27 protein-coding genes are annotated in these 23,173 nt (G+C 64.0%); 14 read left to right on the forward strand and 13 right to left on the reverse strand.

Translation table 11 applies throughout. The annotated features are described in order from the left end of the window. Positions 1-13 precede the first annotated feature (13 nt). The gene (locus FJ417_RS18295; RefSeq protein WP_140648120.1) at positions 14-1,654 is read left to right on the forward strand and encodes a CHASE domain-containing protein; all 1,641 of its coding nucleotides are present in this window, start codon (positions 14-16) and stop codon (positions 1,652-1,654) included. Positions 1,655-1,747: 93 nt separating this feature from the next. Here FJ417_RS18295 and FJ417_RS18300 read toward each other — a convergent pair whose 3' ends face one another. From FJ417_RS18300 to FJ417_RS18320, 6 genes are all read right to left on the reverse strand, one after another. Beyond that, the gene (locus FJ417_RS18300; protein ID WP_140648119.1) at positions 1,748-1,993 is read right to left on the reverse strand and encodes a YMGG-like glycine zipper-containing protein; all 246 of its coding nucleotides are present in this window, start codon (positions 1,991-1,993) and stop codon (positions 1,748-1,750) included. Positions 1,994-2,076: 83 nt separating this feature from the next. Continuing rightward, positions 2,077-2,403: a hypothetical protein gene (locus tag FJ417_RS18305; RefSeq protein WP_140784445.1), complete on the reverse strand. Its 327-nt coding sequence runs from the start codon at positions 2,401-2,403 to the stop codon at positions 2,077-2,079. Between the two features lie 123 nt (positions 2,404-2,526). Continuing rightward, a complete protein-coding gene (locus FJ417_RS33150; RefSeq protein ID WP_181175312.1) occupies positions 2,527-2,697 on the reverse strand; it encodes a hypothetical protein in 171 nt (56 codons plus the stop codon). A gap of 328 nt (positions 2,698-3,025) precedes the next feature. Continuing rightward, entirely contained in the window at positions 3,026-4,057 is a 1,032-nt protein-coding gene (locus FJ417_RS18310; protein WP_140648117.1) for a sensor histidine kinase, read from the reverse strand. 209 nt (positions 4,058-4,266) lie between these two features. Beyond that, the gene (locus FJ417_RS18315) at positions 4,267-4,431 is read right to left on the reverse strand and encodes a DUF1328 domain-containing protein (protein WP_018429836.1); all 165 of its coding nucleotides are present in this window, start codon (positions 4,429-4,431) and stop codon (positions 4,267-4,269) included. Between the two features lie 169 nt (positions 4,432-4,600). Next, the gene (locus FJ417_RS18320; protein WP_140648116.1) at positions 4,601-5,395 is read right to left on the reverse strand and encodes a response regulator; all 795 of its coding nucleotides are present in this window, start codon (positions 5,393-5,395) and stop codon (positions 4,601-4,603) included. 218 nt (positions 5,396-5,613) lie between these two features. Here FJ417_RS18320 and FJ417_RS18325 point away from each other — a divergent pair, with 218 nt between their 5' ends. Together FJ417_RS18325 and FJ417_RS18330 are read left to right on the forward strand one after the other, a co-directional pair. Then, on the forward strand, positions 5,614-5,817 hold the full coding sequence (locus tag FJ417_RS18325; RefSeq protein ID WP_140648115.1) for a NepR family anti-sigma factor: 204 nt from the start codon (positions 5,614-5,616) through the stop codon (positions 5,815-5,817). 3 nt (positions 5,818-5,820) lie between these two features. After that, on the forward strand, positions 5,821-6,372 hold the full coding sequence (locus tag FJ417_RS18330) for an RNA polymerase sigma factor (RefSeq protein ID WP_140648114.1): 552 nt from the start codon (positions 5,821-5,823) through the stop codon (positions 6,370-6,372). A 35-nt stretch (positions 6,373-6,407) separates the two neighbouring features. Here FJ417_RS18330 and FJ417_RS18335 read toward each other — a convergent pair whose 3' ends face one another. Beyond that, entirely contained in the window at positions 6,408-6,788 is a 381-nt protein-coding gene (locus tag FJ417_RS18335) for a response regulator (protein WP_140784446.1), read from the reverse strand. A 152-nt stretch (positions 6,789-6,940) separates the two neighbouring features. Here FJ417_RS18335 and FJ417_RS18340 point away from each other — a divergent pair, with 152 nt between their 5' ends. The 4 genes from FJ417_RS18340 (at position 6,941) to FJ417_RS18355 (ending at position 8,980) form a co-directional block, all read left to right on the forward strand. Next, positions 6,941-7,702 (forward strand): Crp/Fnr family transcriptional regulator, encoded by a 762-nt coding sequence (locus tag FJ417_RS18340; RefSeq protein WP_140784447.1) that lies wholly within the window; start codon positions 6,941-6,943, stop codon positions 7,700-7,702. Between the two features lie 77 nt (positions 7,703-7,779). Further along, complete coding sequence (locus tag FJ417_RS18345) at positions 7,780-8,106, forward strand: DUF883 family protein (RefSeq protein ID WP_140648111.1); 327 nt, start codon at positions 7,780-7,782, stop codon at positions 8,104-8,106. Positions 8,107-8,112: 6 nt separating this feature from the next. Next, complete coding sequence (locus FJ417_RS18350) at positions 8,113-8,577, forward strand: phage holin family protein (protein ID WP_140784448.1); 465 nt, start codon at positions 8,113-8,115, stop codon at positions 8,575-8,577. Between the two features lie 199 nt (positions 8,578-8,776). Beyond that, positions 8,777-8,980 (forward strand): hypothetical protein, encoded by a 204-nt coding sequence (locus FJ417_RS18355; RefSeq protein ID WP_140657984.1) that lies wholly within the window; start codon positions 8,777-8,779, stop codon positions 8,978-8,980. A 7-nt stretch (positions 8,981-8,987) separates the two neighbouring features. Here FJ417_RS18355 and FJ417_RS18360 read toward each other — a convergent pair whose 3' ends face one another. Beyond that, on the reverse strand, positions 8,988-9,908 hold the full coding sequence (locus tag FJ417_RS18360) for a diacylglycerol kinase family protein (protein WP_140784449.1): 921 nt from the start codon (positions 9,906-9,908) through the stop codon (positions 8,988-8,990). Positions 9,909-10,153: 245 nt separating this feature from the next. Here FJ417_RS18360 and FJ417_RS18365 point away from each other — a divergent pair, with 245 nt between their 5' ends. After that, positions 10,154-11,518: a PRC-barrel domain-containing protein gene (locus FJ417_RS18365; RefSeq protein WP_140648107.1), complete on the forward strand. Its 1,365-nt coding sequence runs from the start codon at positions 10,154-10,156 to the stop codon at positions 11,516-11,518. A gap of 102 nt (positions 11,519-11,620) precedes the next feature. Here FJ417_RS18365 and FJ417_RS18370 read toward each other — a convergent pair whose 3' ends face one another. After that, positions 11,621-13,189, reverse strand: a complete 1,569-nt coding sequence (locus tag FJ417_RS18370) for an alkaline phosphatase family protein (protein WP_246685934.1) — start codon at positions 13,187-13,189, stop codon at positions 11,621-11,623. Positions 13,190-13,403: 214 nt separating this feature from the next. Between FJ417_RS18370 and FJ417_RS18375 the strand changes: the two genes are divergently transcribed. The 4 genes from FJ417_RS18375 to FJ417_RS18390 all read left to right on the forward strand — a co-directional run bounded on the left by FJ417_RS18375 (position 13,404) and on the right by FJ417_RS18390 (position 16,581). Next, positions 13,404-14,336, forward strand: a complete 933-nt coding sequence (locus FJ417_RS18375) for a VOC family protein (RefSeq protein ID WP_140784451.1) — start codon at positions 13,404-13,406, stop codon at positions 14,334-14,336. Positions 14,337-14,339: 3 nt separating this feature from the next. Further along, complete coding sequence (locus FJ417_RS18380) at positions 14,340-14,975, forward strand: alpha/beta hydrolase (RefSeq protein WP_140784452.1); 636 nt, start codon at positions 14,340-14,342, stop codon at positions 14,973-14,975. After that, entirely contained in the window at positions 14,968-15,267 is a 300-nt protein-coding gene (locus FJ417_RS18385) for a GNAT family N-acetyltransferase (protein WP_027166574.1), read from the forward strand. The genes FJ417_RS18380 and FJ417_RS18385 overlap by 8 nt, the downstream gene beginning before the upstream one ends. Before the next feature lie 255 nt (positions 15,268-15,522). Continuing rightward, positions 15,523-16,581, forward strand: coding sequence for a dipeptidase (locus FJ417_RS18390; protein WP_140784453.1), 1,059 nt, complete (start codon positions 15,523-15,525; stop codon positions 16,579-16,581). A gap of 135 nt (positions 16,582-16,716) precedes the next feature. On the opposite strand, the gene FJ417_RS18395 is transcribed toward FJ417_RS18390, so the two are convergent. From FJ417_RS18395 to FJ417_RS18410, 4 genes are read right to left on the reverse strand one after another with little or no spacing between them, the layout of a single operon-like run. Then, positions 16,717-16,968, reverse strand: coding sequence for a hypothetical protein (locus FJ417_RS18395; RefSeq protein WP_140704757.1), 252 nt, complete (start codon positions 16,966-16,968; stop codon positions 16,717-16,719). Positions 16,969-16,970: 2 nt separating this feature from the next. Beyond that, the gene (locus FJ417_RS18400) at positions 16,971-18,245 is read right to left on the reverse strand and encodes an aminomethyltransferase family protein (protein WP_140784454.1); all 1,275 of its coding nucleotides are present in this window, start codon (positions 18,243-18,245) and stop codon (positions 16,971-16,973) included. 2 nt (positions 18,246-18,247) lie between these two features. Continuing rightward, positions 18,248-19,822 (reverse strand): NAD(P)/FAD-dependent oxidoreductase, encoded by a 1,575-nt coding sequence (locus FJ417_RS18405; protein WP_140784455.1) that lies wholly within the window; start codon positions 19,820-19,822, stop codon positions 18,248-18,250. Continuing rightward, on the reverse strand, positions 19,809-21,428 hold the full coding sequence (locus FJ417_RS18410; protein ID WP_140784456.1) for an NAD(P)/FAD-dependent oxidoreductase: 1,620 nt from the start codon (positions 21,426-21,428) through the stop codon (positions 19,809-19,811). The genes FJ417_RS18405 and FJ417_RS18410 overlap by 14 nt, the downstream gene beginning before the upstream one ends. A 255-nt stretch (positions 21,429-21,683) precedes the next feature. Here FJ417_RS18410 and FJ417_RS18420 point away from each other — a divergent pair, with 255 nt between their 5' ends. Continuing rightward, positions 21,684-22,478, forward strand: coding sequence for a class I SAM-dependent methyltransferase (locus FJ417_RS18420; RefSeq protein ID WP_140784457.1), 795 nt, complete (start codon positions 21,684-21,686; stop codon positions 22,476-22,478). Positions 22,479-22,484: 6 nt separating this feature from the next. Further along, positions 22,485-23,171, forward strand: coding sequence for a transcriptional regulator BetI (betI, locus tag FJ417_RS18425; protein ID WP_140647453.1), 687 nt, complete (start codon positions 22,485-22,487; stop codon positions 23,169-23,171). Positions 23,172-23,173 lie beyond the last annotated feature (2 nt).

Below are 23,173 nucleotides of genomic sequence, written 5' to 3' on the forward strand. Positions count from 1 at the left end.
CCGCATCCTTGATTTGAAGAAGCTCTTTCCGATCGTTGCCTTCGTCGCCGTCGCGCTGATCAGCCTGACGATGGCGGGGTTTGCCTATTTCGCGACGCAAGAGGCGGCTCGGATCAAGTTCGAGGGTACCGCCGATGACGCGCTGAGCCGCATCGAGAGCCGCATCGACCTGCATCTGTCGCTGCTGCGTTCGACGCAGGCGCTGTTCGATGCCCGCAACGGCGACATCTCGCGCGGCGAATTCAAGGCCTTCTTCACCGCGCTCGACATCGACGACAGTTTCGCGGGGCTGCGCGGCATCGGCTTCCTGAGGCTCGCCAAGACCGGCGACGAGGCGGCGGTGGAACGCGACATCCTGCACGACCATGGGTCGGCGCATCCGATCTATCCCGCCACGACGCAGCAATGGCGAACGCCGATCGTGCTGTTCGAGCCGCTCGACACGTCCAACCAGTCGATCATCGGTTTCGACATGTTCACCGAGCCGGTACGGCGCGCGGCGATCGAAGAGGCGATGGCGGATGACCAGCAGCATGCGAGCGGCATGGTCCAGCTCGGCCAGGGCGCCGGCGTGGCGCAGACCTTCACCGGATTCCTGGTTTTCGTGCGGCTGAACGTCGAAACCGCGCCCGACGTCATCAATGCAAGCCGCTCCTCGACGGCCGGTTTTCTTTACGTTGCCTTCCGCGCGCAGGACCTGTTCCAGGTCGCGCTCAGCCATTCGCCGCTGCTGCCGGTCAATGTCGAGGTCTATGACGGCAAGCCCGAGGCCGGCAATTTGCTGTTCCGTTCGGAGGCGCCGCCGGCGGAACGCATCGGCGCGAAGCTTTTGGCACGCCGCGATATCGTCGTGGCGGGCGAGCCGTGGACCTTGTTGTTTCGGCCGACAAGCGCATTCGAGCCGCCGTCCTCGCGCGCCATCCCGGTGATGCTCGGGCTGTTCGGGCTGCTGCTCGCCGGCGCCATCGCCTTGGTGGCGCGCTATCAGGAACGCGCCTATGACGCGAAATCGGCGCTGCACGAGGCGACCGAAAAGAGCCTGCTGGAAAAGGACCTGATCCTGCAGGAGATGAAGCACCGCATCAAGAATTCGATTACCCGCGTGCTGGCGATCGCACGGCAGACGGCCTCGCAAGCCACCGACGTCAAGGAGTTTTCGGCTTCGTTCTCGGCGCGCCTGCAGGCCATGGCGGCATCGCAGGACATGCTCACGCGCTCGCGCTGGCAGAAAGCCGATCTCGGCGACCTGCTGCGCATCGAGCTCGGGCAGGTGTTCGGCAAGGACCTTCCCGAAGGCGTGTTGTCAGGGCCGAAAGTGCTGCTGGACGAGACGACGACGCAGGCGCTCGGGCTGACCTTTCATGAACTCGCCACCAACGCGCTGAAATATGGCGAGGCCGGCGGTTCGGCCAATTCGGTCAAGGGAAGCTGGGCTCTCAAGGTCGACTGGAGCGTCGAAGGCCGCGACCGCGAGAGGACGCTGGTCCTGAACTGGCGCGAGGCGGGTCAGACGGAACTGGAAGCGCCAGTCAAGACCGGCTTCGGCACCAAGTTGATAGATCTCAACGTCACACGCGAATTGCGCGGCACGATCGCGCGCGACTATCACGACGATGGATTGAAGGTGGAAATCAGGATCCCGCTGATCGCGTGAGCGGGCCAACAGCCCTCGGCTGGCGAGTCAGCCATTTGAATTCGAAGAGAACCGGAGGCCGGCTACCCGCCTCCGGTTCTCTTCGCTAAGGAACTAGTTGCAGCGGGCCCGGTAGGTCGTGCCGTCATGGCGGCGATACACGCAGTAGCCGTTGCGAAGGTTGCGAACCAAGAGGCCCGACCCGGCGCCGACGGCCGCGCCGATCAGCGCACCCTTGCTGCCGCCGACCAGGCCGCCCACACCGGCGCCGATCAGGCCGCCGCCGACAACGTCCTGCTCGGTCGTGGTGCAGCCGCTGACGGCGACCACAGCAACCATGGCAATGATCATCTTCCGCATAGAATTGCTCCTCAATTTTGTCCTCACTTTCGGCAGTGCCAGCGACCGTTTAGCATGAAAAAACCTGTTTTGCCTGCCAGATTCTACTGTTGCCTAACATAGTCTTTTTCGGAGCGCCCGCCGTTCGACGCGACAAGCATGCCGGACACCTCCAGCGATGCTGCCAGCGTGCCGTCGGGCCGCACGTTCCAGACGATCCGGTCGTAGTCGTCCTCCAGCGCGGGATCGACGGCGAGGCATTTGCCGATGATGCGGGGGGCCTGGCCCTGCAGGGCGCCGAGGGCGAATGGCCGTTCGGCGACGCAGGCCTGCGCCGTCTCGAAGACGCTGACGGGCACTTCGAGTTCCCGGCAATCGGCCATCGTGCTCGAACAGCCGACGACGAAGAGCAATGCGGCGATGTGTTCCATGGCTCCAAACCTCTCGCCGCCAACAACGAATCTCGGCGAACAAAAGTTCCGGGGCCGGAGCTTGAAGCGCTCCGCGCGAAATGGCGGCGCGCTGAAGTCTGGGCGTCAAAGCCGCATGCGGGGTCAGAGCAGTTGCGAGGCCGCGGTCAGGGCCACGGCGGCCAGAAGCGCGATCGCGCCCAGGCGGAGCGAAAGATGCGACGACCGCGACGCCGGCGGCGGCTCGGCATCCTGGAAGCCGCTCATCGAGACGCGGGCGGCCTGCTCCAGCCTGTTCATGTCGGCAACCATCATTTCAGTCTCCCCAGGTCGCGCCGGGGCGCGGATGGGTTTCCGGCGCATCGTCAGCCGGGAGCACAGGATCGGACTTTATGGTGAACAGCCGGTTAAGGGCCTCCGCCGGCAAAGCGCTCCCTCTCCGTTTTGACGCAATTCCGGACGGACAGCTACGGCGAAGCGCCTAAAGCGTGTCGCGCTGAAGCGGATTCAGGCGACGCGCCTCAAGGCTTTGTTTTCATGCATGTCGTTATCGCAAAACCCACTGCACACTTTTGCGCGACACGCATTAGCCTGACCCGTTGCACACTTTCCTGGAATTGCTCTCACGCCATCGGCGGCACCATCAATCCGTCTCGAAATTCCCGTGCGGGACGGTGAGACGGTATTCCATGCGGTCCTTGCCGATTTCCAGCGTCGCTGAGCCATTCAGCGACATCGGCACGACGCGTTCCAGCGCCACGCTGCCGAAGCGCTTCTCATTGCGCGGCGCGTCGTCGACCGCCTCCGTCCAGGTCAGCAGAAGGTTGGGCGAGGTTCCGTTTTCGGTCTCGAGCCTGGCGCGAACCTCGACATGGCCCTCCGGCCGCGACAGCGCGCCGTAGCTCACGGAATTCACGGCCAGCTCATGCATCGCCAGGCCGATATGCAGGGCGGCATTGGGGTTGAGATAGGGATTTTCGCCCGCGAACCGCAGACTGTTGGCCAGATCGCTGCTGTAGCGGCCGACCTGGCCAGAGACGAGCTCCTGCAACGCCGCTCCCCGCCAGTTGGAGGATGTGACCAGATCCTGCGAGGACGAGAGCGATTGCAGCCGGCCGCGAAACCGCGCCAGGAACTCGCCGAGCGTCTCCGTATAGCGCCCGGTCTGAGTGGCGATGCTCTGGATGATGGCCAGAAGATTTTTCGATCGATGGCTGACTTCGCGCAGCAACGCCTTCAGCGTCTGCTCGCGGCGTTTCTGCTCCGTCGTCTCCACCATCGTGGTGACAACGCCGAGGACGTCGCCGGCGTCGCCACGGTCAGCATCGATCCAAAGCTGGAACCAACGTACGCCCTGGTGTCCCGGAATGCTGAGCTCGAGCTGGTCCGCGTTGCCGGATTCGATCACCTTGAGTTTGGCGGCCCTTATGCGTTCGGCCTGCGCCGGCGAGAGCAAGTCCTTGCCGGCGGCTGTATCGGACGCCCAGGGCGCGTTCATGTTGCGCGCCCAGACCGTTTCCATCTGCCGATCCTCGTAGACAACCGAAATCCCGGCATTGTGCAGGGCATGAAGCAGGGCCCGCCCCAACTGCATCCCGCTCTCCGAGGGATGCATCGCGATCACTTCGCCTTTCTGCTTTTCAACCCTGTCTTTCGTGGGACCCTCGGAAGGCATTGGAACATCCCGCACTCGGTCCTGGAACGGCTCAATCCGCAACTGGTTCCGCCTGAGCCAGCGCCTTGAAATCGCAGTGGCCTTGAAATCGCAGCGGCCCTGAAATCGCGGGGGGCTCTCCAAAAACGGTCCGCCGGACGGTGCTCTTTCGAGGCGCCGTCCGACGGTGGCTGGAAACCGTTTGAGGGGTGCGGCTTCCAGTGTCGCGGTCAGGCTCTCCTGAAAAGGCCTGCGATGAGCGAAATCACCAAGAAGGCGAGGAAGATGAAAAACAGGATCTGCGCGATGCCCGCCGATGTGCCGGCGATGCCGCCGAACCCAAGCGCGCCGGCGATGATCGCAACTACGAGAAATACGAGCGCCCAGTACAGCATGATGCGTCTCCTTCTTACGTCGGGAAAAGAACGTGGCTCGGTGTCGTTTGTTCCACCATTTGCTGAAAAAGACGATCCCCTTGAAGGGGCTTTTCAGACTGCAAAACGGCCAGGCGTCACGCGCGGCGGAGGGCCTCGCATGACGTTCGAGGTCCAAGCTCCGGAAGGATCAGGCAGCCGCCTTGGCCTGACGGTCGAAGAACAGGGCCTGGCTGATCAAAGCCTTGACCATGTCGGGATTGAACGGCTTGGTGACCAGGAAGGCCGGCTCGGGCCGCTCGCCGGTCAGCAGGCGTTCCGGGAAGGCGGTGATGAAGATCACCGGCACCGGCGTCGAGGACAAGATCTCGTTGACGGCTTCGATGCCCGAGCTGCCGTCGGCGAGCTGGATGTCGGCCAGCACCATTTTCGGCCGCGTCCTGCCGAACACGGCCACGGCCTCGGCATGCGTGCGCGCCGTGCCGACCACACGGTGGCCGAGACTCTCGACCATCTCCTCGATGTCCATGGCGATCAGCGGCTCGTCCTCGATGATCAGCACGTCGGTCGCGACCTGCCGGGAAATCTCGTTGCTCGCCTGGGCAAGCAGTTCCGAGAATTCGTCCTCGTCTACATCGAGGATTTCCGCCGCCTCGTCCTCGCTGAAGCCCTCGACGGCAACCAGAAGGAAAGCCTGCCTCGGCAGGGGCGCGATGGCATTCAGATTGGCCGCGGCCCGCTGCTCCCAGGCGGTCTGGGCCTGTTCCTGCGGCACGCGGATGGCCACGGAGGTGAACAGTCTGGCGAAAACCTTGTACAGCGCAATACGGTCGCTCGAGGCTTCGGGGAAGATATTGGTATCGGCGATGATGGCTTCCAGCATCGCGGCGACCAACGCGTCACCGCTCTCCTGCGATCCCGATACCGCCCGCGAGAAGCGGCGCAGGAACGGAAGATGCGGCGCGATGGTTGCGGACAAACTCATTATCGACGTCTCCCTCAAATGACGTTGCACGTTCAAGGCCGCACTGATTGCATGCCCCTGAAAATCAAACGCCGGCTTTCGGAAAAAGTTCCGCCGGCTGTGGAACTAAATTAGCAAGCGGGCGTTTCGGGATTTGGGATGGGCAACCAGACGAAGGTCCCGCTTGCGTTGTGGTTTGAAGTCGAAGAGCGGTTCAGGCGCTGGAAACTAGGGCGACTATGAAAGAAATGAAGAAAAAACAGTTGGCTGATGCCGCAAGCAGGCATCGGAACGGGGACGGTAATCCGCTTGGGGCAAACTCAGAGATAGCCCGCAAGCTCAAACAATATTATGACGAGTTGGTCTCGGACCATGTGCCGGACCGTTTCGCTCAGTTGCTCAGCCAACTGGAACAGACCGAACCTGCCCAGAAAAAGGACTGAGGCATGGCGGTGGTATCCCAGAGCTTCAAGACCGAGTTGCTCGGTGCGATCCCGAGCCTTCGCGCCTTTGCCGTGTCGCTGACGCAGAATGCCGACCGGGCCGACGACCTCGTCCAAGAAACGCTGGTCAAGGCTTGGGACAAGCATGAAAGCTTCCAGCCCGGCACCAATCTGAAGGCCTGGCTGTTCACTATCCTGCGCAATGAATTCTATTCGCAGATGCGCAAGCGCGGCCGCGAAGTTCAGGACAGCGACGGCATCATGACGGCCAGGCTTGCCGTTCACCCGGCCCAGCATGGCCAGCTCGACCTCAAGGATTTCCGCGGCGCGCTCGAGCAGCTGCCCGAGGACCAGCGCGAGGCCATCATCCTGATCGGCGCCTCCGGCTTCTCCTATGAAGAAGCCGCCGAGATCTGCGGCTGTGCCGTCGGCACGATCAAGAGCCGCGTCAGCCGGGCGCGCGCCAGGCTCCAGGAAATCCTCAAGATTTCCGGCGAGGACGAGTTCGGGCCCGACGCGATCTCGGCGCAGGTCACAGGTTCGAACGCGGCTTGAACCGACCGGTTACGATTGCGATTGCAAGGATGGCCTCAGGCCGCCTTTGCCCGGCCGCAGGCCATGGCCAAGGCTTCGATCAGATCGTCGCCTGAGTAGGGCTTGGCGATCAGCCGGATATCCGGAAATGAACCCTTGATCTCGTCCGAATCCGAATAGCCGGAGGCAAATACGAACGGCACGCCCTCGCTGCGCAGCCGCGCGGCGAAATCCAGAGTCGAGACGCCGCCGAGCATCAGGTCGACAATCGCCGCGTCGAAGCGCGCAGGCAGCGCCTGCCCGTCGATCTCGCCGAGTTCACGCGCGATCGTCACATCCGCGGCGCCGTGGTCGCGGCAAAGCTGCTCGACATCCATCGCGATCAGGAACTCGTCTTCCAGAACGAGAATACGCAGTCCATCAAGCAGCGCTGGCACTTATCAGTGTCTCCTCGGCAGGACCGCACTCATGCGCGGAATTGGCCGCCATGTCATTTAAAAAAGACATGGATCCCAGTCTCACGGAACCCCTGCCGGTCTCAGGCGTTTCCTTGCGCCCATAAGGGCAGGGATTTCGAAGAGGGGTCGAAATGTCCGGCCAAAGCGCACGCGCGGCTGCCAGCCGTCAATATCCTTGTGAAAAGTGCCCGTTGCGGCCGTTGCCAGCGTTCCGTGAGTTCGACAAGCTGGAATTGTCATTCATCGGCACCTTCAAGCGCGGTGAACTTGCGGCCGACAAGGGGGCGACAGTCCTGGTCGAAGGCAGCCACAGCGCGCATCTCTATACCGTGCTGTCCGGCTGGGCGTTCCGCTACAAGCTTTTGCCCGACGGACGTCGGCAGATCCTCAATTTCTCCATGCCCGGCGACCTCATCGGCCTGCAGGGAAGCCTGATGGGCGAGATGCAGCATTCCGTCGAAGCGCTGTCGCCGATGCTGCTGTGCGTCTTCGAACGCGACCAGCTGCAGGAACTCTATCGCAACCATCCCGGCCTTGCCTATGACATCACCTGGATCGCGTCGCGCGAGGAGCGCATGCTGGACGAGAACCTGCTCAGCATCGGCCGCCGCACCGCGCTCGAACGAGCGGCCTATCTCGTCGCCTTCATCGCCGGTCGGGCGCGCAGCGCCGGATTGAATGGCAAGACACCGGTGCAGATTCCGATCACACAACAGCATATCGCCGACACGCTCGGCCTTTCGCTGGTCCATACCAACAAGACCATCCGCAAGCTGATGGACCGCAAGCTCGTGATGTGGCGAGATGGCGGCTGCGAAGTGATCGACTATGATGGACTGAAGAAGCTTGCCCGATGGGAGGGACTGGGCGAGGAACGCAGGCCACTCATCTAGGATGCCCAGGGTCGCGACGACCGGAACCATGGCGCTGGACGGGCGTTGAAACCAACGCAAACGCAAGGAGTTAGAGAATGGCAACCGCCGCAGGCAAATCCGCAACGGACCAAGCAACCACCGCCGACCTCGAGGCCGATATCGAGCAACTGAAGGCGGATATCCAGAAACTTACCGAGCAGCTCGCCAAGACCGGTCAACACGGCTATGGCGCGGCCCGTCGCGCCGCCGCGGATGGCGTCGAGCAGTTGCGGGCGCAGGGCGAAGCCGCGTTCGAGAGCATGCGGGGAAATGCCGAGGACATCGAAGCGCAACTGATCGCCAAAGTGCGGGAGAAGCCGGTGACGTCGCTGGCCATCGCGGCGGGCGTCGGTTTCCTCTTCGCCCTGCTTTCCCGCCGCTAACCGCAAATGGGGGCGCTTGTCTCGCTGATCTCGGCCCTCGCCTCGGGCGAGGCCATGGCCGCCTTGCACAGGGCGCGGACGACGGCAATCCTTTACGGACTTGCCGCCGTTTTTGCTCTGTGCGGCGTCGGTTTCCTCATCGGCGCCGCCTATATCTGGCTGGCGGCGCGCTACGGGCCGCTGGCGACCAGTCTCGGCTTCGGCATCGGCTTCCTGGTGCTTGCCGGGCTCATCCTCCTCATTCACAAGCTGACGACCAGCATGCGCAGCAGGCGGCGCGCAAGACGGCGACGGGCCGACATGACCGCGCTGGGCGTTACCGCGGTACTTGCCCTGCTTCCGGCCATTGCCAAGAGCAAGGGCGGGCTGGGAGCCGTCATCGCGCCCGCCCTGGCGGTCGTCGCCTACGCCATCTATCGCGAGAACGCCAAGCCCACGCCACCGAAGCAGGATCCGCAGGACATGTCGTAAGCGGTTCAGGAAACGCCGGGACCTCAGGGAGGCTCGGCGGCATCTTTCCTGCGGGCGAGGACGCCGGCGGAACTCGTGGCCAACGTCGCTGACTTGGGCAAGGCGGCGGATGTCATTCCTGGTTCGGAACCTTCCCGATCAAGACCCGTTACCCGACCGTACCTGAAGCGCCCGCCGCCGCGCAGCATGGAGGCCAAGAGTGACCAAGATCGTACCCGAAGACAAAGCACGCCAGGGGCATTGGGGCTGGCATGCGCTCAGGATTCTCATCGCCGGGCTCTTGCTCGCCTTCATCGCGTGGGGGGCAGTCGAGATTTACGGCGAGCTGATCAAATCGCCGACGACGCAGCAGACCGTGCCGGAAGCGCCGCCCGCGGCTCAGAAATCCGTCCAGGGCGGTTGATCCTGCATCACGCCGCCCTTGCCTGCGCATTGCTTGCCGGAACGAGCACTTTCAGCGCGCCGGGGTGAATCTCGATCGTTGTTTCGCGTTCCAGCCTGACCAGTTCGCCATCCAGCACCGCGCTGAACTTTTTGGCGGGCGAGTGGATCTTCAGCACAGCCCTGCCTGCCTGATGCACTTCGACATGCGCGCTCTGGCGCAGCCTCCCGCGCAGCATGTCCAGCAGGAGTTTTGCCAAGTGATGACGCTGGCGCGCGACGCTGACATAGATGCCTAGCACGCCGCCGGCCGGGTTGTCGGCATAGGGCAGATGGCCTTCGCCGAACAGATTGTTGGAGATGCCGATGCCGGTGGTGCGGGTGACGATCTCGGCCTTGCCGACGCTCAGGCTGACCTTGAGGGCAGGCGGATTGTTGATCGCCGCCCATGCGGCGCGCACGGATGCCTGCATCTTTCCAAGGCGCGAGCCGAAGTCCATCTTTTCGCGCAGCTGAACCATCTTGGCGTGCATGCCGACGGAGAACTGGTGCACGAAGGGCTGGCCGTTGGCGCTGGCCATATCGACCGCGATCACCTCGCCATCGGCGAAGGATTGCAGGGCGGCTTCCAGTGTCTGCGGAATGCCCAGGCCGCGCGCGAAGAGGTTCATCGTGCCGGCGGGCAAGATGGCCAGGACCTTCTTCTTGTTCATGAGGAGGGACGCCGCGGTGGAAATCGTGCCGTCGCCGCCTCCGGCAAGAACGACGTCGATGTTCCGCCTGGCGATGGCCTTCTCCAGCGCCGTGGCGATGTCGCGGCCGGCGACGATATCGATCTCGACCGAATGTCCGGCCGCTTCGAGCGTGTGACGCAACTGTTCGGAAAATGCTCCCAAATCGATGGTGCGGAGCGTGCCGCCGTCCTGGTTCAGCACCGCAGCAAACCGCATGCACCACTCCGTGTCGCTTCAGGTCAGTTTGAGCCGGCAGACCCTCAGCCGCACGCCGGAACGAAGATGCGGCCGCAAAGGTTCCACCGGAGGTTCAGGATTCCAGCCAGTGGTGGATGCGTTGTGGTTGGAACAACACCCCGGTCACGACGTTGTGAACCTGTCGACACTGCCGCTCCCGACCCGCCGCTCAGAGGTTGGTCGAGGCAGTGTCATATACAAATCAGGCACGAGGAGAGACCATCATGATCCGCACTCTTTTTGCGACGACCGCGATCGCGACGCTGCTCGCAAGCGGCGCTTTTGCACAGACGACGCCCGCCCCCGCTCCACAAGCCCCAGCAGCCGAAAATCCAGCGCCGGTCATGCGCTCGGATGGCGCGCTGATGACGAACATCATCGGCGAGTCCGTCTATAACGGCACCGGCGATGACGCGCAGGACATCGGCAAGGTCGACGATGTCGTCTTGGATTCCAGCGGCAAGGCCAAATCCGCCATTATCGGGGTCGGCGGGTTCCTCGGCGTCGGCAAGAAGGACGTCGCTTTCGACTACGGCAAGCTGGAATGGGCCGAGAAGAACGGCGACCGCTGGCTAGTCGCCAAGTCCACGAAAGATGAACTGAACGCTCTGCCGGCATTCGACCGCAAGCCTTATGATCCGGCGCCAGCGCAGTCGGCCGACGCTACGCAACCTGCTAACAACACGACCACAACGCAGGCTCCGGCGGCCGCACCGGCTGAGCCGGTGAACAAGGCCGAGGGCAACCTCGCCACCAACATCATGGGCGAGTCGGTCTATAACGGCACCGCGGACGACGCCCAGAAGATCGGCGACGTGAAGGACATCGTGCTTGCCAAGGACGGCAAGGCCGAGTCGCTGGTGATCGGCGTCGGCGGCTTCCTCGGCATCGGCACGAAGAACGTCACCTATGACTTCGCCAAGGCGAAATGGGCGGAGAAGAACGGCGACCGCTGGCTGGTGGCCGAGACGACGAAGGAGGAGCTGCAGGCCCAGCCCGATTTCAACCGCAAGGCTTATGATCCGGCGCCCGGCTCGACGACGGCCGCGAGCAACGCTCCTGCGGCGACCACGCCCGCTGTGGTGTCTTCGGATACGACCTCCGACAAGGGGGCCAAACCGGCAGAGCCCGCCAAGTCGACGGCCGAGAACAAACCTGCGACGCCGCCGGCCCAGAGCACGGCAGAGAACAAGCCCGCCGATAACGGCACCGCCGCAACCGACCAGACCAAGACCGCTTCCATCGACAAATCGACGCTGAGCGAAATGCCGATGGGCAACATCCGCGTCGACGACCTCAAGGGCACGACGGTCTATGGCGCCAACGATGCCAAGATCGGTTCGATCGGCGATGTCGTGCTGACGCCCGACAACAAGCCGGACGCAGTCATTGTCGATGTCGGCGGCTTCCTCGGCATCGGCGCCAAGGAAGTGGCGATCGGCATGGATAAGCTCAAATTCATGACCGACAAGAACGGCAAGAAATATCTCTATACCAACTTCACCAAGGAACAGTTGCAGGCGCAGACGGCCTATGACAAGAGCAGTTATGCCGCCAACCGCGACCAGCAGCGGATGATGTTGAAATAGGGATTAGGGATTAGGCAGTAGGCAGTAGGGAATAGGCAGTAGACGAAGAAAAGTTGGCGAAGCAACCCACGGTTGGGATATTCACTGCCTACTGCCTACTGCCTACTGCCTACTGCCTACTGCCTGACTCACGTACCCAACCACGCCATCTTCCGTCAGTTCCGCCAATGCCAGCGACTGATCGAGATGCGCGGCGCGCCAGGCGAGCATCCTTTCGGCGAACTCAAGCCGTACGGGCAGATAGGCCGGGTCGCCTGCCACGTTGTTCAACTCGCCCGGGTCTTTCGAGAGGTCGAAGAGAAGCGCCGGCAGACCGCCGCCGAAATGGACATATTTGAACTCGGCCGTGCGGATGACGGCAAGGTTGCAGGCGCTCGATGCGATACCGAAATGGCGCTCCGCTTCATCTTTGGCGACTGTACGGAAATCAAACTCCCAATGCGCCGCGTCGCGCCAGGTCTCCGGCGTCTTGCCCTCGATCCAGGGCACGAGCGAACGGCCGTCGAGATGGCGCTGTGGCGCGGCGCCGATCAGGTCGAGCAAGGTCGGGAAGATATCGACCGCCTCCGTGAAACGGTCGACGGATGAACCGGCCCCGGCGCTCCGGCGCGGATCGCGGATGATCAGCGGAATATGGTAGCTGGCGTCGAAGAAGCCGCCCTTGCCGAGCATGAAATGGTCGCCCATCATCTCGGCATGGTCGGAGGTCAGCACGATGACGGTGTCGTCCCAGGCGTCCGCCGATTTGATCGCCCGCCAGATGCGGCCGAGTTGTGCGTCGACCTCGGCGATCATGCCGTAATAGATCGCGCGGACTAAGCGGAAATTTTCCTCGCTCCAGTCCGGCACCTTGCCTTCGATGCCGGGAACGAATTTTGTCCGCTTCTGCCGGTCGAGATCGTAAGCGACATAGGGATGGCTTTCCGCCTCGGCCTGCCAGCTTGCAGCGCGCCGGAAGGCGGGACCATCGCCTGGATCGTACATCGTGTTGTAGGGTTCCGGCACGATGAAGGGCGGGTGCGGGCTGATGAAGGAGACATGCGCGAACCACGGCACGCTCTTCTCCTGCTCGCCGAGCCAGCGGATGAATTCGCCGGCCAGGAAAGCGGTCGGCGTCTGGTCTTGCGAATAGACGGGCGGCGCGTTGGTCACGTCGCGTTCCGCTTGCCCGTTGGCCGGACGGTGGATGCCGGGGCTACCCGCGCCGGTATCGATGCCCTGCGCCTGCAGCCATGACAGCCACTGCTTCTGATGCTCGGGCAGGGCTTGGCGCACGGTGAATCCCGGCAGCACGCCTTCATAGCTGCGCAGCCGCGGATCCTCCGGGGAGAGTTGTCGGGGATCGAGCGAGACATCGGTGTAGCCGAACAGGGTCGGATCGTAGCCCGCCGCGCGCGCCGAAAGCGCGATATTGCCATGGCGCGCGTCGAGCGGCGTGCCGTTGCGGCAGACACGATTGTTCATCTGGTAGAGCCCGGTATAGAGGCAGGCGCGGGCCGGCGAGCAGGGAGCTGCGCCTCCGTAGTGCCGGCGGAAGAGCACGCCTTGCGCGGCGAGCGCATCCGCATTCGGCGTCTTCACCACCGGGTGGCCGGCGGCCGACAGGCAATCGCCGCGCCACTGGTCGCAGGTGATGAGGAGAACATTCGGGCGGCTCGTCGGATTGTCCAAGATCATCTCCTTGTGGACGCGCCCCAGATGGAACGGAAATCACCGGCGTTGCAAGCCGAAGCCGGTGATGGATTGGTGAACATATTTTGAACAGTCGTTCACTTTTATGACACAGTCCATTCTGTGTTTGCCCGCTTTGCCGCCGGCCCGCCGATCCTCATATTGGCGTGGACAGCGGCGGGGGCCGCACAAGGACAAGGGAAGGAGCACGATCATGCTCAATCAGATCAAGGGCCTGCATCACGTCACCTCGATGGCGAGTGACGCTCGCCGCAACAACGAGTTCTTCACCAAGAAGCTCGGCCTGCGCCGGGTGAAAAAGACCGTCAATTTCGACGCGCCGGATGTCTACCATCTCTACTATGCCGACGAGGTCGGCACGCCGGGTTCGGTGATGACCTATTTCCCGTTCCCCGATATCGGCAAGGGCCGGCATGGCGTCGGCGAAGTCGGCACGACGGTGTTCTCGGTGCCGGAAGGCACGCTCGCCTATTGGGAAAAGCGCTTCGCCGACGAGGGTGTGGGCAACGTCGCCCGCACGGAGAGTTTTGGCGAGAAGCGGCTCACCTTCACCGGTCCGGACGGCGACAGCTTCGCGCTCGTCGAGGACAAGGCCGACAAGAGGGCGCCCTGGGTCAAGGGCGGGGTTCCCGGCGACGAGGCGATCCGCGGCTTTCACTCGGTCTCGCTGCGGCTGAAGGATGGCGGCGCCACCGAGGAGCTGTTGAAGTTCATGGGCTATGAGGAAGTCGACAAGTCCGGCAACGTCCGCCGGCTGGCCATCAAGAACGGCAACGGCGCCGATGTCGTCGACATCGAATCGCTGCCGGGTGCCGGCTTTGCCAATCTCGGCGCCGGCTCAGTGCATCACGTCGCCTTCGCGGTCGAGGATCGCGCCAAGCAGCTCGAAGTGCGCAAGGCGCTGATCGACACGGGTTATGGCGTGACGCCGGTCATCGATCGCGACTATTTCTGGGCGATCTATTTCCGCACGCCGGGCGGTGTGTTGTTCGAGGTGGCGACCAACGAACCGGGATTCGACCGCGATGAGGACACCGCGCATCTCGGCGAGGCGCTGAAGCTGCCGACCCAGCATCAGCATTTGCGGCCTTATCTCGAAGAGCATCTGCAGAAACTGGAAGGCTGAGCCATGAGCAAGGACGCTTACATCCACAAGGTGCTGCCCGGTTCGCCGGGCGGCCCACTGCTCTTCGTCTTCCACGGCACTGGCGCGGATGAGAACCAGCTTCTTGGCTTCGGCCGCGAGCTTGTGCCTTCGGCGACGATCGTCTCGCCACGTGGCGACGTGTCGGAGCATGGTGCCGCCCGCTTCTTCCGCCGCACCGGCGAGGGCGTCTACGACATGGACGACCTGGCGCGCGCGACATCGAAGATGGCGGGCTTCGTCAAGGCGCATGTCGAGGCGGCAAAACCCTCGGCGGTGTTCGGCCTCGGCTACTCCAACGGCGCCAACATCCTGGCTTCGGTGGTGTTCGCCGAGCCGAGCCTGTTCGACGCCACGGCGCTGATGCATCCGCTGATCCCGTTCGAACCTGAGGTGCGGGGCAGCCTTGCCGGTCGTCGCATCCTGGTCACGGCCGGCAGGCGCGACCCGATCTGTCCGCCCAGCCTGACATCGCGGCTTGAGGCTTATTTGCGCGCCGACGGCGCCGATGTCACAGTGGAATGGCACGACGGCGGGCATGAGGTTCGGCCGAATGAAATCGAAGCGGCGCGGCGGCTGTTCGCGCTCGCGCCCGCTGAAGGAGGCAAGAACAATGGCTGACCAACTGCCCGAGATCGAACTGGAGGACCGCGGCTCCAAGGGACGCTACGTGCTGCGCGGCCCCGGCGGCGCCGAGGCTGAGATGACCTTCACCAAGATCGGTGAGCATCAGCTCATCATCGACCACACCGAGGTGCCGGATGTCTTTCGCGGCCAGGGCGCCGGACTTCGGCTCGTCACCCGCGCGGTCGAGGACGCACGCGCGGCCGGCAAGAAGATCATCCCGCTCTGCCCCTTCGCCAACGCCCAGTTCCGCCGTCATCCGGAATGGGCGGATGTGCTGAAGCAATGAGCTTTCCCTTCTGGGAGAAGGTGGATCGGCGCGCAGCGCCGAGACGGATGAGGGATGCTCCAGCAGAGTGAGACGTCGGCATTCCCTGGAACCCCCCTCATCCGTCGCCTTCGGCGACCTTCTCCCATAGGGGGCCCACAAGGGGAGAAGGAGAAGCCCTTGGCATTTGCACGGCCCGATCATCTTGCCTAAGTTGACGGTTCGCCCGGACGAAACCTGTCGTCCCGCCTGTCCCCGATTTGAATGGCTTCCCTGATGACCGATACCGACCTGATCCCCGTTTTCGACGGACATAACGACACGCTGCTTCGGCTCTACCAGTCGAAGGAAACCGACGTCGAAAAGCTGTTCATCGAGGGGACGCCGGGCGGCCATATCGACCTGCCGCGCGCCAGGAAGGGCGGCTTTGCCGGCGGCATGTTCGCTATCTTTCCGCCGCCGGTCGAGAAGTCGAAGCGCAGCGCCGTGCCGCCGGCGCCGAGCGACAATGAGCCGCTGCCGCCGGAGCTGCCGCAGGCCGAGGCGATCACCTCGACCATCGGCATGGCCTCGATCCTGTTTCGGCTGGAGCGTGCCGGCGCGTTGACCGTCTGCCGCAGCGCCGGCGATGTGCGTGACGCGATGGCGAAGGGCTCGATCGCGGCGGTGTTCCACATCGAGGGCGTCGAGGCGATCGATCCCGGGCTTGCCATGCTCGACGTGCTTCACGCCGCAGGCCTGCGCTCGCTGGGCATCGTCTGGAGTCGCCCCAACGCCTTCGGCAATGGCGTGCCGTTCCGCTTTCCGTCGTCGCCTGACACTGGGCCTGGCCTCACCGACGCCGGCAAGGCGCTGGTCAAGGCCTGCAATCAGCTCAGGATCATGATCGACCTCTCGCATCTCAACGAGAAGGGCTTTCGCGATGTCGCGGCGCTGAGCGACGCGCCGCTGGTCGCCACCCATTCCAACGTGCATGCGATCTGCGGCCACTCGCGCAACCTGACCGACTGGCAGCTCGGCGCGATCCGCGAGTCGGGCGGCATGGTCGGCCTCAACTTCGCCACCGGCTTCCTGCGCGAGGACGGCCGCATGAATGCCGACACCAGTATTGATGTCATGGTGCGCCACATCGACTCGCTTTTACAGGCGCTGGGCGAGGACGGCGTCGGGCTAGGTTCGGATTTCGACGGCGCCATGATCCCAGCCCCCATCGGCGACGTCGCCGGCTTGCCGAAGCTCATCGATGCGCTCGCCGCGCGCGGTTTCGGGCGCGCGCTGATCGAGAAGATCGCCTATCGCAACTGGTTGAGCGTGTTGGAAAGGACGATCGGATAGGCCACCCCGTATGAAGGCACAATCCGGGACGCTGGGGATTGGAGCCAGAACGCTCCCCACTTCGTCATTCCAGGGTCTGCGCCGCGTCGCTTCGCTCCTTGCTCCGCCCTAGAATGACGAGGTGAAGGGCGCTGCCTAACCACCCATGCGCTTCAGCCAGTCCTTGCCGACCCCGCGGTCGCGGATGATCGGCAAGGGATTTTCCGCGTCGAGCCGGGCGCAGATGCGGTAGACCTCCAGCGTCTCGGCGTTCATCTCGCCGCGCTTGAAGAAGAACATCGCCGCCGCGTAGCGGGTGCGGCCGGACCACATCTCGCCGAGCGGCGTGTTGACCAACTGCCACTGCTCGGTGGCTTCCGCTTCCAGGTCCTCCGCTTCGCTTGCCATGGTCAAGAGTCCGCGGGCGGGTCGGCTGTGCGGCGGTCGAGCTTGATGAAGGGCCGCTGCACCACTTTCGCCTTCTTCATCAGCTTCTGGTACTGCAGCTCGCGCATGGCGTAAATCTCGACCCAGAGGTCGTCGACGATGGTATCGCCATAAGGCCGCTGCAGCGAGGCAAGCGCGATGTTGCGCTTGGCCATGGGCGACCACATCGCCGCGCTGACCAATCCGACCTCCTGGCCTTTCTTGTAGTAGACGATGGCATGCTCGGCCGGAATGTTGCCTTCGATCTCCAGCCCGACCAGCACGTGGCGAAGCCTCTTCTTGGCGCGGGCTTCGAGGATGGCGCGGCGACCGTTGAAGTGGCCCTTGTCCGGATCGATCATGAAGCCGAGACCGATCTCGTCCGGCATGCGCAGGCGGTCCGTGCGGACGGCGTGCTCGGCAGCTGTGAAGTCGCCGTTGGCGACGATCAGCCCGGCTTCGAGGCGAGCGCGGTTCAGCGCGGTATAGCCGATGGCGCGGATGCCGCGCAGTTCGCCCGCCGCCATCAGCCGGTCCCACAGGCTCAGCGCCTTGTCCGCCGGCACGAACAATTCATAGCCGAGATCGCCGGTGAAGCCGGTGCGCGAGATGGTGACTTTGCCAGTTCCTTGGGGAGCGCCATCATGCGCGAATTCGGCGAGGTCGAAGAGCTTCAGCCGCTCGACGCCGGCAAAGCCCGCGTCGCGCAGGACGGCGAAGGAGGTCGGACCTTGCAGCGCCAAGCCGGCGACCACCTCGGTCTCTTCCTCGACGCTGACCTCGTAGCCGATCGCGCTGTCCAGCAGCCAGGGCAGATGCCGCTCCTGCGAGCACAGCCGGAAGCGTGTCGGCGAGAGCCGGAACAAAGTGCCGTCGTCGAGCACGAAACCTTCGTCGTCGCACCAGGCGGTGTAGTGGACGCGGCCCGGTTTCAGTTTGGTCACGTCGCGCAAGGTGACGCGGTCGAGATAGGCTTCGGCGTCCGGACCTTCGATCCGGTATTTCGTCATCGGCGAGATGTCGAAGAGTGCTGCCTGGCTGCGGATGGCGAAATATTCGAGCTCCTCATCCCACAGCGAATGCGGCGCGCGGTAGCCGGCCCAACTGTACCAATCCTGCTTCAGCCCCAGCGCGTCGATGCGTGGCTGGAACGGCGTGCCGAGACGCAGCGTGCGGAAGTGGGATTGCGCGGCTGCACGGGCTTCGAGGGCGGGATCAATCACCGTCTCGACGGGCTTCTTCTTGGTTGCTTGCGCCATGCTCATGCCCTCATCGCGATGATGCGGCGCGCGGCGTTGAGGCCGGGCGCGCCGGAGATGCCGCCGCCCGGATGCGAACCGGCGCCGGCAAGGAACAGCCCTTCGAGCGGCGTGTCGTAGCCCGACCAGCCGGAGACGGGCCGCGACATCAGCATCTGGTCGGCTTGCAATTCGCCATGGTGCCAATGCCCACCCGGCATGCGGTAGCGCGCCTCGATGTCGGCGGGGGTCAGCAACTCGGCATGGCGCACCGTCGCGCCGATGCCGGGCGCATGGCTTTCGAGCTGCGCCATGATCGCCTTGAGGAATTGCGGCTTGCCGGCGGTCCAGCCCTCTCTCAACGCATAGGGCGCGTATTGCACCACAGCCGAAAGCACGCAGGCGCCGGACGGCGCGAGCGAGGTATCGACGAGGCTGGGCAGCGTGATCTCCATCACCGGCTCGGGCGAGAATTCGCCATATTTCGACGGGTTGAAGGCGCGCTCGACATGGTCGGGCGAAGGCGCGATGACGAGGCGGCCCTTGTGGCCGGCGATGTCGACGCCAGTGAATTGCGGCGGCCGGTCGAGCGCCAGATGCAGCTTGGCGGCGTCGCCCTTCATGCGGATGTTCTTCACCTTGCGCACGAAGCCGGTGTCGACCTCGCGCGGGCCGACGAGATCGAGGATCGTCGTTGCGGGATTGATGGCGGAAACGACGGTCTTGGCGCGCAAGGTTTCGCCGCTCTGCGTGACGACACCGACGGCGCGGCCCTTCTCGACGATGACCTTGGCGACCGGCGAAGCCGAGCGGATCGTAACGCCAGCCTTTTCCGCCGCCGCGCGGATGGCGGCGACGATGGCGCCCATGCCGCCTTTCGGCTGCATCTGCGCCCCGGCGAGGCCGCCGATCTCGCCGGCGAGCCGGTAGTAGAGGCCGAGCAGCGAGGTCGGCGAGCGCGGGCCGAGATGCGAGCCGAGCGTCGCGTCGAAAGCAAGCAGGCCCTTCAGCCGGTCGTCCGACAGCTGTTCGTCGAGCAGGTCGTAGACATTCATCAAAAGCACGCGCAGGAAGTCGCGCATATCTTCCTTGCCGAGCCGCTTCAGCGCCAACGCGGTCTGGCCGAGCCCGGTCATTTCTGCCAGCGACATGCCGGCAAGGTCCGGCGGCCGGCGCGACAGGAAAGGCTTCAGCACGCCGGCATAGCGCAGCAATTGCGCGCGCAGCTCTTTCCAGGCGGATTGCTCCGAGGGGCTGGCGCCGGTCAGCACCTCGCCATAGGCGCCGTGCAGCACCAGCGGACCATCCTTCGACAAAGCAACCGACGGCACGAAATCGCCGCGCTCGATCTTCAGCCCGTGCCGCTCCAGCTCCAGCGTTTTCACGACATCGGGATGCAGGCGATTGAGTAGATGCGCGACGGTGGAAGCGCGAAAACCCGGCGCGAATTCCTCGGTGCGCGCGGCGCCGCCGACCTCGTTGCCGGCTTCGAGGACCAGCACCTTGCGTCCCGACTTCGCCAGCGTGGCGGCGGCGACGAGGCCGTTATGGCCACCGCCAATGACGATGGCGTCCCAGTTCAAATCAGATGACGTCATGGGCCGGGCTCATATGCAGGGTTGGCTTGGCGAGGTCGCGCAGGATCTCGGCGGCAGCATTGCGTCCGGGCGCGCCCATGACGCCGCCGCCCGGGTGGGTGGAGGAGCCGCACATATAGAGGCCGCCGACCGGCGAGCGGTATTGCGCGTAACCGGGCACCGGGCGATTGAACAGCAGCTGGTCGAAGGTGAGCTCGCCCTGAAAAATGTTGCCTTCGGTGAGGCCGACCTCGGCCTCGATCTCGCGCGGCGTGCGCACCTCCATGTGGACGATCCGGTCGCGGAAGCCGGGCGAATACTCGGCTATTTGGGAGATCACGCTTTCGGCGAAGCCGTCGCGGTCGGCGTCGGTCCAGTCGCGGCCGTCTATCTTGGGTGGCGCGTATTGCACGAAGCAACTCATGAAGTGCTTGCCGGGCGGCGCCATGGTCGGGTCGAGCGTGGTCGGGATCATCAGGTCGAGGAAGGGATCTGCCGACCAGCGCCCGGCCTTCCAGTCGTCATAGGCGCGTTCCATGCGCTCGATGGAATCGGTGAAATGCATGTCGGCGCGGTAGACCGGCGAGTCCTTCGGCAGAGCCGGGAATTCGGGCAGCGAATCCAGCGCGATATTGACCTTGCCGGAGGAGCCGCGGATTTTGAAATTCTTGACGCGGCGCAGGAAGATGTCGGGCAGTTCCTTTTCCTCGACCAGCTTCAGGAAGGTGCGCTTGACGTCGGCGTTGGAGATGACGAGCTTACCAAAAATCTCCACGCCGCCGGCGAGCACGATGCCCTTGGCCTTGCCGTTCCTGATCAACACATGGTCGACCTCGGCGCCGGTGCGGATGGTGCCGCCGCTGGCCTTGAAGGAGGCGGCCAGCGCCTTGGTGACGGCGCCCATGCCGCCGCGCGCATAACCCCAGGCGCCGACCGAGCCGTCGACCTCGCCCATATAGTGGTGGAGCAGAACATAGGCCGTGCCGGGCGACATCGGGCCGAGCGCCGTGCCGATGATGCCGGAAAGCGCGAAGTTCGCCTTGATGACGTCGGTCTCGAAATACTCGTCGAGGAAGTCCGAGATCGACATGGTCCAGAAGCGCAGGGTCAGCGCCATTTCCTCGGCCGAGAGACCGGCGAATTTCTTCCCCAGATAGAGCAGTTCGCCGAGGTCGCGCGGCTTGAAGCTGGTCGGGTCGGGCGCCGTGCGCATCAAGAGCGGCTGGATGAAGCGGCACTGCCTTGTGACGTCGCGCGAATAGCGGTCATAGGCCTCGGCGTCGCGCTTCGAGAAACGGGCGAACTCGCGGCGATGCGCGTCGTGGTCGCGGTAATTGGCGAGATAGTCGCCGTCGCGTGTGAACACCGCGCCGCCTTCATAGGAGATCACCTGCAGGCCGAAGCGCGGCAGCTCGAGATCGCGCATGATCTCGGGCCTGAACAGCGAGCAGACATAGGAGCAGTTCGAATAGATGAACCCCGGCGTCAGCTCGCGGCTGGTTGCCGCGCCGCCGACCCAGTCGTTTTTCTCGACCACCAGCACATCCAGGCCGGCGCGCTGCAGATAGCAGGCGTTGACCAGCCCGTTGTGGCCGCCGCCGATGACGATCGCGTCCCATGCCTTCATGCGGGCCGAGCCTCCATCCGGTTTCCCTATCTTCTTGTTTTTGCGCAATTCCGGACGGAAAACCGCTTCACACTTTTCCTGGAATTGCTCGGTGCGTTTTGTTCCCCGATTGCCCGAATTTGGCACGGATCACAGTTTTTTGTCTAGCCATATTGAATGAATGTTCAACAAATGGTGTTGCGTTTTCCCGTTGATGCGCTAGGCTTTCCCTGCGTTCTGGACTGATCCACATCGGCATTTTGGGTTGAAGATCCAATGATCGAAACGGCTGACGCCGAGCCGGAATATGACGACACCGCCATTCGCTTCCTCGAAGCGCTATGGGGCGAGGGCTACCTGTCGCCCGGCGGTCCGGAAGAGGTCGACCGCGTGGTCGAAGGCTTGTCGCTCCAGGGCAAGACGGTCCTCGATATCGGTTGCGGCGCCGGCGGCATCACGCTGCATCTGGTAGCGCGGCACGGCGCGGCTCGGGCCACCGGCTTCGACGTCGAAAAGCCGGTGATCGAGACGGCGAGGCGAGGGGCGGCCCGGCAAGGTCTCGAAGACCGTGTCGGCTTCGTGCAAGCGCCGCCGGGGCCGCTGCCTTTCACAGACGCTTCCTTCGACGTCGTCTTCTCCAAGGACGCGCTGCTGCATGTGCCGGACAAGGACGCGCTATTCGCCGAAATTTTTCGCGTGCTGAAGCCCGGCGGGGTGTTTGCGGCGTCGAACTGGATGATCGGGCATGACGGCGAGCCGTCGCCTCAGATGAAGGCTTATGTCGCGGCCGAGGGGCTCTCCTTCGCCATGGCCTCGCCGGCACGCTATGCCGAAGCGATGCGGCGCGCCGGCTTTACCGACATCGCCGTCCGCGACCGCAATCCATGGTACCGCGAGGTCGCGCGGGAGGAACTGGCGCGCCTCAAGGGACCGCTCTACGCGCAGGCCGCCGCGGCGGTCGGCGCGGCCTATGTCGACAAGAACATCAAGACCTGGGAGGCGATGCAGAAGGTGCTTGACAGTGGCGAGCACCGCCCCACTCATCTGCGCGGTTGGAAGCCGGTCGGATAGCCGGCAATGCTGGAGACCGTCACACCCATGAAGACTGCAGAGGCGAGCGACGCTCTCCCCGAAACGACGCGCAAGGGCGATGCCGAAAAGCGCGGCCGCAAGGCCTCGAAAGAGGTCAGGCAGCTGCAGCTGATCGAGGCGACGATCGATTCGCTGGCCAAGCGCGGCTATGCCGAAACGACGATGGCCGACGTTGCCGACGGCGCGGGCCTGTCGCGCGGCATCGTCAACTTCCATTTCGAGAGCAAGGAAAAGCTGCTGATCGCCACGCTGCAGCACATGTATGACGAGTATTCGGCGCATTGGCGCACGGCCTTGCAGAAGGCGGGCGACGATCCGGCCAGGCAACTGCAGCAGCTGGTATGGGCCGATTTCGATCGCTCGATCTGCAACAAGCGCAAGCTCGCCGCCTGGCTCGCCTTCTGGGGCGAGGCCAAGTCGCGGCCGACCTACCAGGCGCTGAGCAGCTCGCGTGACAATTACTACCAGCAGGTCTTCATCGATCTCTGCACGACGCTCAAACAGAGCGGCGGCTATGCCTATGACCCTCAGGTCATCGCCCTGGCGCTCAGCGCCATGCTCGAAGGCCTGTGGCTGCGGCTGATGATGGGGACGGAGGACACGACGCGCGAGACGGCCTTGCAGTCGGCGAATGCATTTTTGGCCGCCGCTTTCCCGAAACATTACGGTTAGCA

Source organism: Mesorhizobium sp. B3-1-7 (assembly GCF_006439385.1).
Lineage (GTDB): Bacteria > Pseudomonadota > Alphaproteobacteria > Rhizobiales > Rhizobiaceae > Mesorhizobium.

What these genes read in the sequence shown, in the direction of transcription:
- FJ417_RS18300 (WP_140648119.1), bottom strand. Translation starts at nt 1,993, where the DNA reads ATGCGGAAGATGATCATTGCCATGGTTGCTGTGGTCGCCGTCAGCGGC.
- FJ417_RS18305 (WP_140784445.1), bottom strand. Translation starts at nt 2,403, where the DNA reads ATGGAACACATCGCCGCATTGCTCTTCGTCGTCGGCTGTTCGAGCACG.
- FJ417_RS33150 (WP_181175312.1), bottom strand. Translation starts at nt 2,697, where the DNA reads ATGATGGTTGCCGACATGAACAGGCTGGAGCAGGCCGCCCGCGTCTCG.
- FJ417_RS18310 (WP_140648117.1), bottom strand. Translation starts at nt 4,057, where the DNA reads ATGCCTTCCGAGGGTCCCACGAAAGACAGGGTTGAAAAGCAGAAAGGC.
- FJ417_RS18315 (WP_018429836.1), bottom strand. Translation starts at nt 4,431, where the DNA reads ATGCTGTACTGGGCGCTCGTATTTCTCGTAGTTGCGATCATCGCCGGC.
- FJ417_RS18320 (WP_140648116.1), bottom strand. Translation starts at nt 5,395, where the DNA reads ATGAGTTTGTCCGCAACCATCGCGCCGCATCTTCCGTTCCTGCGCCGC.
- FJ417_RS18325 (WP_140648115.1), top strand. Translation starts at nt 5,614, where the DNA reads ATGAAAGAAATGAAGAAAAAACAGTTGGCTGATGCCGCAAGCAGGCAT.
- FJ417_RS18330 (WP_140648114.1), top strand. Translation starts at nt 5,821, where the DNA reads ATGGCGGTGGTATCCCAGAGCTTCAAGACCGAGTTGCTCGGTGCGATC.
- FJ417_RS18340 (WP_140784447.1), top strand. Translation starts at nt 6,941, where the DNA reads ATGTCCGGCCAAAGCGCACGCGCGGCTGCCAGCCGTCAATATCCTTGT.
- FJ417_RS18345 (WP_140648111.1), top strand. Translation starts at nt 7,780, where the DNA reads ATGGCAACCGCCGCAGGCAAATCCGCAACGGACCAAGCAACCACCGCC.
- FJ417_RS18350 (WP_140784448.1), top strand. Translation starts at nt 8,113, where the DNA reads ATGGGGGCGCTTGTCTCGCTGATCTCGGCCCTCGCCTCGGGCGAGGCC.
- FJ417_RS18360 (WP_140784449.1), bottom strand. Translation starts at nt 9,908, where the DNA reads ATGCGGTTTGCTGCGGTGCTGAACCAGGACGGCGGCACGCTCCGCACC.
- FJ417_RS18365 (WP_140648107.1), top strand. Translation starts at nt 10,154, where the DNA reads ATGATCCGCACTCTTTTTGCGACGACCGCGATCGCGACGCTGCTCGCA.
- FJ417_RS18375 (WP_140784451.1), top strand. Translation starts at nt 13,404, where the DNA reads ATGCTCAATCAGATCAAGGGCCTGCATCACGTCACCTCGATGGCGAGT.
- FJ417_RS18380 (WP_140784452.1), top strand. Translation starts at nt 14,340, where the DNA reads ATGAGCAAGGACGCTTACATCCACAAGGTGCTGCCCGGTTCGCCGGGC.
- FJ417_RS18385 (WP_027166574.1), top strand. Translation starts at nt 14,968, where the DNA reads ATGGCTGACCAACTGCCCGAGATCGAACTGGAGGACCGCGGCTCCAAG.
- FJ417_RS18390 (WP_140784453.1), top strand. Translation starts at nt 15,523, where the DNA reads ATGACCGATACCGACCTGATCCCCGTTTTCGACGGACATAACGACACG.
- FJ417_RS18395 (WP_140704757.1), bottom strand. Translation starts at nt 16,968, where the DNA reads ATGGCAAGCGAAGCGGAGGACCTGGAAGCGGAAGCCACCGAGCAGTGG.
- FJ417_RS18400 (WP_140784454.1), bottom strand. Translation starts at nt 18,245, where the DNA reads ATGGCGCAAGCAACCAAGAAGAAGCCCGTCGAGACGGTGATTGATCCC.
- FJ417_RS18405 (WP_140784455.1), bottom strand. Translation starts at nt 19,822, where the DNA reads ATGACGTCATCTGATTTGAACTGGGACGCCATCGTCATTGGCGGTGGC.
- FJ417_RS18410 (WP_140784456.1), bottom strand. Translation starts at nt 21,428, where the DNA reads ATGAAGGCATGGGACGCGATCGTCATCGGCGGCGGCCACAACGGGCTG.
- FJ417_RS18420 (WP_140784457.1), top strand. Translation starts at nt 21,684, where the DNA reads ATGATCGAAACGGCTGACGCCGAGCCGGAATATGACGACACCGCCATT.
- betI (WP_140647453.1), top strand. Translation starts at nt 22,485, where the DNA reads ATGCTGGAGACCGTCACACCCATGAAGACTGCAGAGGCGAGCGACGCT.